Annotated in this window: 9 protein-coding genes and 1 pseudogene; 4 read left to right on the top strand and 6 right to left on the bottom strand. The window is 43.2% G+C overall.

Annotation, left to right across the window (positions count from 1 at the left end):
• Nucleotides 1-297: 297 nt before the first annotated feature.
• The 3 genes from MSA64_RS09660 to MSA64_RS09670 all read left to right on the top strand — a co-directional run bounded on the left by MSA64_RS09660 (nt 298) and on the right by MSA64_RS09670 (nt 4,653).
• On the top strand, nt 298-1,257 hold the full coding sequence (locus tag MSA64_RS09660) for an alpha/beta fold hydrolase (protein WP_022171411.1): 960 nt from the start codon (nt 298-300) through the stop codon (nt 1,255-1,257).
• A gap of 618 nt (nt 1,258-1,875) precedes the next feature.
• A complete protein-coding gene (locus MSA64_RS09665; protein ID WP_106492092.1) occupies nt 1,876-3,309 on the top strand; it encodes an MBOAT family O-acyltransferase in 1,434 nt (477 codons plus the stop codon).
• A gap of 15 nt (nt 3,310-3,324) precedes the next feature.
• Complete coding sequence (locus MSA64_RS09670; RefSeq protein ID WP_287891474.1) at nt 3,325-4,653, top strand: DHHW family protein; 1,329 nt, start codon at nt 3,325-3,327, stop codon at nt 4,651-4,653.
• A 102-nt stretch (nt 4,654-4,755) separates the two neighbouring features.
• Here MSA64_RS09670 and MSA64_RS09675 read toward each other — a convergent pair whose 3' ends face one another.
• From MSA64_RS09675 to MSA64_RS12075, 6 genes and pseudogenes are all read right to left on the bottom strand, one after another.
• The gene (locus MSA64_RS09675; RefSeq protein WP_154432762.1) at nt 4,756-6,315 is read right to left on the bottom strand and encodes a DUF4340 domain-containing protein; all 1,560 of its coding nucleotides are present in this window, start codon (nt 6,313-6,315) and stop codon (nt 4,756-4,758) included.
• Nucleotides 6,315-7,793, bottom strand: coding sequence for a GldG family protein (locus MSA64_RS09680; RefSeq protein WP_277663572.1), 1,479 nt, complete (start codon nt 7,791-7,793; stop codon nt 6,315-6,317). Before MSA64_RS09680 ends, MSA64_RS09675 begins: the two co-directional genes overlap by 1 nt.
• Nucleotides 7,794-7,805: 12 nt before the next feature.
• Nucleotides 7,806-8,669: an ABC transporter permease gene (locus MSA64_RS09685; protein WP_118619842.1), complete on the bottom strand. Its 864-nt coding sequence runs from the start codon at nt 8,667-8,669 to the stop codon at nt 7,806-7,808.
• On the bottom strand, nt 8,653-9,708 hold the full coding sequence (locus MSA64_RS09690) for an ABC transporter ATP-binding protein (protein WP_287891477.1): 1,056 nt from the start codon (nt 9,706-9,708) through the stop codon (nt 8,653-8,655). The genes MSA64_RS09685 and MSA64_RS09690 overlap by 17 nt, the downstream gene beginning before the upstream one ends.
• Nucleotides 9,709-10,507: 799 nt before the next feature.
• On the bottom strand, nt 10,508-11,233 hold the full coding sequence (gene rsmG / locus MSA64_RS09695) for a 16S rRNA (guanine(527)-N(7))-methyltransferase RsmG (RefSeq protein ID WP_154432760.1): 726 nt from the start codon (nt 11,231-11,233) through the stop codon (nt 10,508-10,510).
• An 84-nt stretch (nt 11,234-11,317) separates the two neighbouring features.
• Nucleotides 11,318-11,434, bottom strand: a pseudogene (locus MSA64_RS12075) (DUF6783 domain-containing protein); the annotation flags it as partial.
• Here MSA64_RS12075 and MSA64_RS12235 point away from each other — a divergent pair.
• Nucleotides 11,381-11,531: DUF6783 domain-containing protein (locus MSA64_RS12235; RefSeq protein ID WP_442945321.1), on the top strand; the 151-nt coding region annotated here is incomplete at its 3' end. The pseudogene MSA64_RS12075 and the gene MSA64_RS12235 overlap by 54 nt on opposite strands.

Raw genomic sequence — 11,531 nt, forward strand, 5'->3', positions numbered from 1 at the left:
GATTTACGCGAGCAACGAGTCAAAGTCCGTGCTTGCACGGAACCTTGAGGAGTGCCGCGATAACGATAAAAACTCGCAAAGCGTGATTTTATCGTTTAAATGCATTTTGGCTCGTAACTGTGAAGGTACTGAACAGTTACGGCATATTTATATTAAAAGGTCTCTCTCGACATTACCTGTAAACAGTTATAAATCATCTGCTTTTCCACTAAGAGATTTAAAAAATGTTTGTATCTTTTCTCCGTATGAATTATAATAGATATAACAATTGCCATTCAAACAAGGAGGTAATCTATCATGAAGAAAAATGTTCAGCGCTTACTAACAATCAGCATTCTGACTTCTATGACCGGTGCTGGTATTTTTGCTATAAATAAACTGATCAACGCTTCCGCTGTAATCCGCAATGCGTTGCATAATAAATCTCAGTATTTCTACGACTGGAAATTTGGACGCATTCATTACACGATTGAAGGTTCCGGTTCTCCACTGTTACTTTTACATGATCTTTCCCCTGCAAGCAGCTCTGTCGAATGGAAATTTCTCAAAAAGCAGCTCGCAAAAGATCACACAGTATACTGCATGGATCTGTTGGGCTGTGGATGTTCTGATCGTCCGAAAATCACTTATACAAACTTTCTTTATGTTCAGTTGATCACCGATTTTATCAAAGCTGTTATCAAACAGCCAACGGATGTACTGACCAGTGGATTATCCGGTTCTTTTGCTGTCATGGCATGCAAAAATGATTCATCCATTATCCGCCGAATCATGATGATCAACCCGGAAGATCTCGCAGTGTTGAATCAGATTCCTGACAGACAATCCAAAGCATCTAAATTTCTGCTTGAACTTCCTCTGATTGGTACTTTGGTTTATAACATTCTGAATTCCCGTCCAAATATTGATCTGGCATTTACCGAAAAGTATCTTCATAACCCATTTCATGTAGATACAGAACTGGAAGATCTCTATTATGAGTCCTCGCACCTGGAAAATGGTGCCGGAAAGTACTTGCTCGCGAGCATTACCGGGAAGTACATTTACTGTAATATCAGTCACGCATTGAAGACCATTGACAACAGTATCTATATCCTGGAGGGTGATTCTGAACCCCGTGCCAGAGAAAGTGTTGCTTTATATACTTCTATTAATCCCGCAATCGAATCCGAGATGATAAAAAGCACCAAACACCTGCCTCAGATAGAAGCACCCGAACAGGTACTGGAAGCTGTTAACATCTTTTTTGCCTCATAAATTCTATCGTCCAATGCTAAAATATCCAGTATATCGTTTTTGAAATAGCTGTATCCTACGTGAATGATACAGTTATTTCGAAAACGATATACTATTTTTAAAGAAAAAGCAAGAATATTCGAAAAGGTATTCTTGCTTTTCTGTCGTTTTCATTGCTTTCATTTTATATTTTTCTGAAAGTTTACATAATATTTTTTTTACTTTTACCACATTCCCTGCCAATTTTTAATTTTTTCTGTCGATATTTTTTCAATCTTCTAACGTTCCAAAATCCCTTTAAAATCAACGGTTTTCCCATCTTTTTCACCTGTTATTTTGTTGACATGCTTACACTGTTATTATATTATAATAGGTACAGCACTTTTTTGTTGGTTTATGTGGAATTTCGTCGCATCATGGCATAGATACATATGTTTTTACATTCAACTGATATCTATTTTACTGATTACTTATATCATTTACACACGATTTTCCATGCAAAACAGTGCCCGACAGACGGTATCAAGAATGTATATGCCTTTCTTAAACGATCTGAAAATCTTACCCGCTAACCCAGCGCAGAATCTTTTCTGCACACAATTTCATTATGCTTACATCTGCAAATACAAAAGGAGTTTTATGGTTTTTTCGAGCTTATTTTTTGTTTTTTTCTTTCTGGCGTTAAATCTGATCGCCTATCATTTTGCTGATGGTATTAAGCGGAAAAATATGGTTCTCCTCGGTTTTTCTCTGGTGTTTTACTCCTGGGGAGGACCGAAATATCTTCTGCTTCTGCTCAGCATGGTCTTTGCCTCCTGGCTGTTCGCCTTATTGATTGATCAGTACCGGGAAGAAGGACTGAGTAAAATATTTTTGATCTGTGACTGTGTATTTATGTTAGGTCTGCTTTGTATTTTCAAATATCTGACCTTCTTTTCATCCATCACAAACACGATCTTCCATTTTCCAAAAGAAATTCCGCAGATTGCTCTGCCAATCGGTATTTCTTTCTACACTTTCCAGCTGCTCTCTTACGTCATCGACGTATATCGCGAGGAAGTGGCACCGCAGCGCAAATTCGTAAATCTGCTGCTGTATGCTTCCCTGTTTCATCAGTGTATCGCCGGACCAATCGTTCGTTACCAGCTGGTTGCTGATGAGATTGAGAACCGTAAAGTGAAAACGGATGAATTATACAGGGGTATCAAACGTTTTACCATTGGGCTTGCCAAAAAAGCTATTCTGGCAAACGGCTGTGCATCTGTAGCAGATACCCTGGTTCCAACACTCGCCAAGGACATCGCCGAGATTCCTGCAGCCGGTCTGTGGATTGGTATGTTGTTCTATGCATTGCAGATTTATCTTGATTTTTCTGCCTATTCCGATATGGCAATCGGTATGGGGCTTATGGTCGGTTTTCACTACGACGAGAACTTTAATTACCCGTACATCTCCGGTTCCATCAAAGAGTTCTGGAACAGATGGCATATTTCCCTCGGAACCTTCTTCCGTGATTATGTCTATATTCCGCTCGGTGGTAATCGAAAAGGTGCCCGCAGACGTACCATCAACCTGTTGATTGTCTGGGGACTTACCGGATTCTGGCACGGAGCCAGCTGGAACTTTATTTTCTGGGGACTGTATTTCTTCCTGTTCATCTACATGGAGAACACCTTCCTTCTGGAAAAGTTTTCCCGCCTTCCGCGCTTTGTGAGCCATCTGTATGCCATGGTCGTGGTTTACTTCGGATGGGTGCTGTTCCGCTGTGAATCTCTGGGCAATCTTGGAGCTATCTTGAAAGGAATGTTTGGTCTGAACCACAACGGTTTTATCGATCTTTCGACCTCTGTTCTTTTCCAGAATAATCTGTATCTGCTGATTTTCTGTATCATCGCTTCCACACCGTTGCTGAAAAATATAGGCACTTACATCAAACGACTTGACCTTGTGCATTACCGGATTCCTTATCTGACCTACGCATATGAGATTGTAATACCTCCTGTATTGCTGATTCTTTCACTCCTTGCGCTGGTCGGAAACAGTTACAATCCATTTTTATACTTCCAGTTTTAAAGGATCTGTCTGAACATGAATACAAATAAAAAAGAAAAATTTATTAATAAAAACAATGCCGTCCACAAGCGATTCTGGCAGATCGGAATCCGAACCTTCTTCGTGTTCCTTTTTGTGATCGCTTTTATCGGACTTCTGCTTCCTCTTAGACCGAAAGAATCGGAACTGGAGAAGCGTGAACTTTCCAAATTCCCGAAACCAACTGTTTCTACCGTGTTAAACGGCGGATTTTTCTCTGACATCAGCACCTGGTATGCAGATACCTTTCCGTTCCGTGAGAAACTGATGCGTGCCAATGCCAGCATGAAAAAATTCTATGGTATCACCACACAGGAAATCTACGGAGACGCTGCACAGGGGGATGAGATCCCGGATGCGGATGCAGAGATGGAAACCACCCCCACTCCAACACCTGAAGAAGATATTCAGGAAGAGGACGGAACCATCCATGCGGAACCGGAAAGACTGGGAACCATCTATATCGCCGATAACCGCGGTTTTGAACTTTACGGCTTCAGCCGGGCGGGCGCAGACGCTTACATCAACATGATGAACTCTGCTGCCACCCAGTTAAAAGATATCGCAACCATTTATGATATTCTGGTTCCTACCAGTATCGCAGTCAATATCGATCAGGAAAATCAGCAGAAAGTCGGCTCCAACAGCCAGGAAGACACATTTGCTTATGTAAACGGACATCTGGATGCTTCCATCAACCAGGTAGCTGTTCTGGATGCCTTAAAGAACCATAACAGTGAATATCTTTACTTTAAAACGGACCATCACTGGACCGCTGACGGTGCCTACTATGCTTACAAAGAGCTGATGAAAGCCAAAGGCATGACGCCTTCTCCTCTGACCGATTACACGAAGAGCGAATATCCGGGATTCGTCGGTTCCTTCTATCAGTACAGTAATCAGTCTGAAACACTGAAAAATAATCCGGATACGGTTGTTGCCTACACACCGACTTGCAATGATCTGACTTACACCAATACAGATGGACAACAGGTATCGGGATATGTAGTCTCAGATGCAACGAAGTACTCCGAAGCCAACAAATATCTGTGCTTCATCTGCGGTGATCAGCCGTACGAACGCATCGATAACCCGAACATCACCGACGGATCATCCTGCGTAGTTATCAAGGAATCTTACGGTAACGCTTTCATACCATTCCTGGTCAACAGTTACCAGACCGTACACGTTGTCGACTACCGTTACTTCAGTGGCAACCTGGTCGATCTTGTAAAAGATAACAATATTCAGGATGTTATTTATGTCAATAACGCAAATGCACTGATTGAAAGCGCAGTAAAGAACATGAGTCGTATTATCAGTTAAATCAGTTCAATCAAAATCGGTCCACCGGACCAACTATTGATATGCAACGCAATAAAAAAAGAAACCATCCGGTTTCTTTTTTTATTTTATGTTTTGTTACAACTATTTTTCACCTTCGGTCAGTGTCAGGAACGTATCGATCAGATCTTTTACATTCATTTTATTAACCAGACCGCAGTTTCCATCCTGATCTTCCATCACATAAAAACTGGAATCTCTTGGCGTGTAGGAGATTGTAATCTTACTTCCGTCCGTTCCATGATAAGAAAGTGTAAGTTCCGCATCACCTTTTGTCGTATTTTCTTCCAGACGGTTCTGGCATACCATAGCTGCTGCTGCCCGGTAGAACGCGGTGAAGTTATCACTGTCTGCTTCCTGATCATTCACATAGTAAGTGGTCACGGTCTTCTTCTCTTCTTCGTCATCTACGTCCTCGCTGTCCGCATCTGTATCATCATCTGCATCATTGTCTGTGTCTTCACTCTTATCTTTCTCCACTTTTTCTTCTGTTACAACCCGTTTCAGTGTATAAGTGGTTCCCTGATAGGTCACATCCAGATGATCCAGGTCACTGATCGTCATAGAATCAATAGATGTTTTCCAGTAGTCAAATGCTTTTCCGTTCATCAGCGTATCCAGGGATGCCTGAGAAATTCCGTGAAGTTCACCGGAGTCACCCAGTCTCACATAATAATTTCCATCGGTTTCGTTAATATTTCCCACATACAGAACCAGTTCTCTGTCCACGGTTTCTGTGGTAGTTTCACCTGAATCGTCTGTATCGTCCGTATTTGCATCAGAATCGCTTTCTGCGTCGTCTGTGGATTCAGCTTCCACTTCTTCGGTATAATCGACTGTGAGGGCCATTTTCGGCTTCTCAAGGCCATATGTTGCCCAGTCCGTACAGTTGTAGTTGTAATATCCGGCAAAACTAAGGCCGGCAACGGTATTTTGCAGGGTTCCCACCTGCGTGGAATCCGCTTCCTGTTTCTTGTTATCCTCTTCCTGTACATACCAGCCTGTAGAAGACTTTCCGTTATTCGTAACCGTATACGAATTGTTGTCTTTTTTCACAACAATCTTGCTGATCGTTGAAGATGTGATGGTTGGATAACTCTCACTTTCTGCATAATTGTACAGGCCGCCTGAAAAAGTGCTTCCAAAATCCGTACTGGTCGTATACACGGTTGAAGCATCATCATTCAGACAGATATACGTATTACCGGTGGAACTGTTCTTGTCACCAACTGTAATCTTTTCGCTGCTTCCGTCTGTTTTTACCACCTCGATCACATTGGTCGGAACGTCCAGACCGTATTCTCCCGGATCCTCCACATCCGTCAGGGTACGATCCGCTTTGACGGATGCCAGACAGGATACTACGCTGTCTACTTTCGAAGCATCCACCGGAAAATCCTCCTGACCTTCCAGTGTCCAGCTGTCTTCCGCTTTTTGGAAGGTGACTGTTTGATCCCCCGCCTCAAAAGTCAATGTGCTGATATCATCACTGGCGATTGCCGCCACTTCTTCCTGCGTGGTCTCTTCTTCCGTTGTCTCTTCCTCACTGCTGTTCGCTTTTAACAGTGCAAAATAACACACGATCAAGACACACAGAAGAACAACCCCCGCAAGAATTACAAATAAGCCCCTTTTTTTCTTCATTACTGTTTTCTCCTCTTAAACCAGATCACCGTACCGATCAGCAGAAATGCCACCGGGATCACACCGCACACGATGATACTCCAATATGCCGCATCAAACTGTGGAACAGTCAGATAACTCATGGTCAGGCTCTTGCTCGTCACATCGATGACCGGTGCATCGTTTTCACACATCCAGCCCAGCGCTGCCAGCACCAGATCCGTATTGCCTCCGGATACCTGCTGATCGGTAGCTTCGTCCAGAAGGCTGGCACAGCCGAAACACACCAGCTGTGTGGTATTATCATCATCCACCTGCTCGGTTACAGAAACACCAACCTGGAAACTGCCTTCTTCATCGCTGTCTTCTTTCTCATATGTGGTCATATTCTGTACATCTGTCTTTATATACGCTTCGTCAGATGTTGATAACAGAGAAGAAATCTGCAGCGTATCACGGTAATCGCTCAGTGTTTTTACCGGCTGTGAGATCGGTGCCAGCACATAGCGGTTGTTACTCTTAATGTCGGAAGTAATATCAGAACTGTCAATAGTCGGAACAATATAGTACGGTCTCTGCATAATGTAATGTCCGGTATCTCCCTCCATGATCACACCGTCCCCTGTGGTTACACCGTAATTTTCCAGTACACTCTTCAGATTCGGCATATCTGTTCCGGTATATTCTGTAAAAATCATCACTTTTCCGCCGGCTTCCATGTAGGTAATGATCTTTTGTGCTTCTTCTTCAGAAAGATCTTTCTGCGGTGCCGCGATCAGCAGGCATCCGGTGTCCTCCGGAACCGCATCCTGTGTCAGCAGATTCAGACTCTGTACATCATAATTAGCTTTCTGCAGGCTGTCTGTCAGACTGCTGTTTAATTCCAGTTCCTCATGACCTTCCAGCGTATATATTACCGGCAGATTCTCGGAAGTGACATAAGAAATCGCACTGTCAATCTGTCCTTCCCCGTCAAACCCTGTAGTGTTGGTCTGGTAGGTTGTATAATCCATTTCTGTTTCATACAGATCGCTGTAACTGATCACCTTACTCTTCTCCCCTGCAACCACGATCAGACTGTTATCTGCCACATCATCGCTGGTATACTGTGAAGTAAAGTTCGGATATAACACCGGGTCTTTTTTCTCTACTTTGATATGTTTGGACTCCTCTTCGTATCTGATCAGCATTTTTTCCAGTACCGAGTCTTCTTTTCCTGACTGTACGATATGGTAGATCGTAACATCCGTGTTCATATCTTTCAGATACTTCACTGTCGTATCAGAGATCGTATACAGCTTCTGGGTACTTACATCCACCTGGGTATATTTTTCCGGAATCTGTCCAACGATCAGGTTGATAACGACCAGCACCGCGATCACAATAGCAGTGATTCCCATACTGTAAGAACCGTTTTTCAGGGATTTTTTATCGATGCTTCCCATTCCTTTGATGGTGCTTCCCGCCGATTTTAATTTCTTTTTGATATTGATTTTCATTCTTCCAGCCTCCTAATTCCATCTTCTCTTGGTAATGGTCTGAACCGTAAGAACCAGGAAAATAATGATCACAGACAGGAAATATACCACTCCCTGCAGGTCCAGAATACCGTTGGTAAAGTTATCAAAGTGACTGGTAATATCGAAAACAGCCAGGAATTTCTGAATGCTTCCCTCAAATAGTGTGGATTTTACCACATAGGTGATGGCAAGTGCCGCTTCTCCTGCGATACCGATAACTGCTGCGATCCACAGATTCCGGATCATATGGTATATCCACACAGCAGCCAGCAGCACCAGAAGCATATAGCACGCCAGAGACGCCATGGAACTGTCCGGGATCAGAGATCCGATACCCGTGATCATATAGCAGACAAACAGTACGATAAAGGTTACGACTGCTGCAATGACCGGATTTTCTGTAACGGAGGACCAGAAGACTCCAACTGCGATCTGGGCAAATCCAAGAAGGGCAAACCCGAGCACTGCCGTATATGCCATCGCATAAGATACGGTACCATATTTTCCCATGATCATCGGGTACAGACAGATGATCAGTACCGGGATCGCATAAACCGTAGCTACTGCCAGAAACTTTCCAAGAACAATCTCACTGACTGATACCGGAGCTGTCAAAAGCAGCTGATCGGTCTTCTGTTTCCGTTCTTCTGCAATCGTTTTCATCGTCAGAACCGGCACCAGAATCAGAAAAATAAAGGTAACGGCACTTAATGTGGTTCCAAATAACGGGTAGGCATTCTGCAGGTTATAGGCAGTAAAATAGATGCCTTCCAGAAGCAGAATGAAAAATATAAATACATATCCGATCATAGAGGTCAGATAACTTTTTACTTCTTTCTTATAAATTGCTTTCATCATGAGCCTCCTGTTCTGTTTCATTCTCTTTTTCCGTATCTGTACCGGTCTCATCTTTCGGTGCAGACTCCGGCTTGGTGTCTTGTTCATCCGGAACAGGGGCTGTTTCGTTCTGTGTCAGTTCAAGGAAGATGTCTTCGAGGGATACTTTCGTAAACTGCATATTCATGATCGGCATCTTGGCTTCTGCCATCATATAAAACAGTTTTTCACGGATATCCGTCTTTTCTTCTGTTGTGATCACCATACTTACTGTTTTTTCGTTTTCTCCCGGTTTCCACTCTAATTTTTGTATTTCTTCTACGTCGCGCAACATTTTTTCAACATCCTGTTTTTCTCCTTTTACGGTAAGCTCCAGGGTGTTGCTTCCCAGTGAATGGTTCATCAGGTTTTCTGTGGTATCGCTCGCAACCAGTTTACCGTGGTTGATGATCATGATGTAATCACACACAGCACTTACTTCTGACAGAATATGAGAACTTAGTATAATGGTATGTTCTTCGCTGAGTTTCCTGATCAGTTCACGGATCTCAATGATCTGTTTTGGATCAAGTCCTACGGTTGGTTCATCAAGGATGATGATTTCAGGATAGCCGAGGATCGCCTGGGCAAGTCCTACCCGCTGTTTGTATCCTTTTGACAGATTTTTTATCAGACGGTTTTCCATCGCGGTGATGCCTGTCAGTTCCATGACCTGTTCGATCTGGGTTTCTCTTTCGTATTTCGAAACTTTTTTGAGTTCTGCAGCGAACTTCAGGTATTCAGCTACCGTCATATCAAAGTACAGCGGTGGCTGCTCCGGCAGGTATCCGATGCATTTTTTCGCAGCTTCCGGCTCCTCAAGGATGTTGTGTCCGTCAATCAGGACTTCGCCGGATGTGGATGCGATATAGCCGGTCATAATGTTCATGGTTGTTGATTTTCCGGCACCGTTTGGACCTAAGAAACCGTAGATCTGACCTTTGTCCACGTGAAATGACAGGTGATCGACAGCGATGTGATCACCGTATTTCTTTACTAAATTCTTCACTTCTATCACAGTTTGTTACCTCCTTTATTGGTATTATTTTATATAAAAAGTGTGATGAAGTTTCGAAATGTTTGTGTTTTCTTTGTGAAATGTGTGCGACTTTGAATACTCGGACGCTCAGGTTCCTCTTATCTTCCCCAGGTGGCCGGGTCTGCGCTCGGTTTGAGCCTGTAGTCTCAAACTCGTGCTCGACAAGCGGCTCATCTGGGGAAGATACGAGGGATCTGAGCTGGGTATTCAAAGCTGGAGAGGAGGTGTATGGGGAACGTTATTGGCTGATATTTATGGGAGCTGTTGGGGACGGAGATTTTTGGCTTTTTGACTGGAGAATAGCTCAGGAAATGCGCGAGTTAAAATGTGTGGCACGGTGTAGACGGAATGTTATGGGGTTACATTTATGGCCTACATTCAGAGTTGATATTTTAAAATCATTTTCGAAAGAATATCTTATATGATTTGTATGAATTTTAGATGCGCGTAGTAGAAGAGTGTTCATGGGAGTGATTTTTCTCTGCCCTGTTTTCAGCTTCGCATACCTGACGCTTTACATCTGTTCTCCGTCTTTATTGTTTCATAGTTATTTTCAGATCCGATCACGGGGTTATGTCTTATTTCAGTTTTCAATTTTATGGTATATAACGTTTTGTTTTCTTCCACTAATTTCTAATGATCTTATTTTTTACTTTTCTCGTATTTTCCCTATATTGACGTTTTTACTATCTGATCCGATATGTTTGTTGACTTGTGCAAAGAAACCCCGTTTTGAGCCGTTTTTCGGCTTCTCACGGGGTTTTCTTGAGTTCTTTTGTTATTTAATCGGTTCTTTTGATGGAAGGCCGGCTTTTCTTGGAAATTTTTTTCCGGTTGGTTGGATTTTTCGGATGACTACGAAGGATCTTTCCATGTCGGTGTCTGCCAGCTGGAATTTTTCGGTTTTTTCCAGGCTGCCGCCAAGGATTTTGATGGCGGTTTGGGCTTCGGTCAGTTCCTCCTGAATTCTGCCGGACTTGTACGGTATGAAGTGACCACCTGTTTTTACATAGGGCAGGCAGTATTCGGATAGCGTACTCAGGTTGGCTACAGCGCGTGATACACACAGATCGAACTGTTCTCTGTAGTCTGCATGACGGGCGTAGTCTTCGGCTCTTCCGTGGATAGCGCGGATTCCTTTGAGACCGAGGGTTTCAATGACGGTGTTCAGGAATTTAACACGCTTGTTCAGGGAGTCAAGAAGGACGATCTCCTGATCCGGAAAAGCGATTTTTAACGGTATGCCGGGAAATCCGGCGCCTGTTCCAAGATCCAGGATTTTCATCGGTTTGCTGTAATCACACACTTTGACAGACGCTACGCTGTCCAGGAAGTGTTTGGTGATGACTTCTTCGTATTCGGTAATGGCCGTCAGGTTCATCACTTTGTTCCATTCCACCAGAAGTTCATAGTAGGTCAGAAACTGTTCGATCTGTTTTTCATTTAATGTGATCTCCAGCTCGGCAAGTCCTTTTTCAAACCATGTGGTATCGTATTGAGCCATGCTTGTTCCTTTCTTTTCTTATCGTAACTGTCCAGTAGTCCAGTACATTCACAGTTACTACCTGCTGAATAGTTACTTCTTATCTTACATTTTTTTCATACTTCTTTCATCTGCGTTAGAGCGTGTTTGAAAAAGGCTTTTCGTGAGCTGCGAGTCCCAGTTTGTGGGAGATTTTATCCGAATGAGGGCGGCGTAGCGGGCTACGCTGAGGCTTTTTTAACTGTGCAATCGGATTCACAGACAAATGAATGCTACAGTTATTTCGAAAACGATGTACCAGATGCAGAAAGGAATTGCA

It is taken from the genome of Oliverpabstia sp. (assembly GCF_022785585.1).
GTDB lineage: Bacteria > Bacillota > Clostridia > Lachnospirales > Lachnospiraceae > Oliverpabstia > Oliverpabstia intestinalis.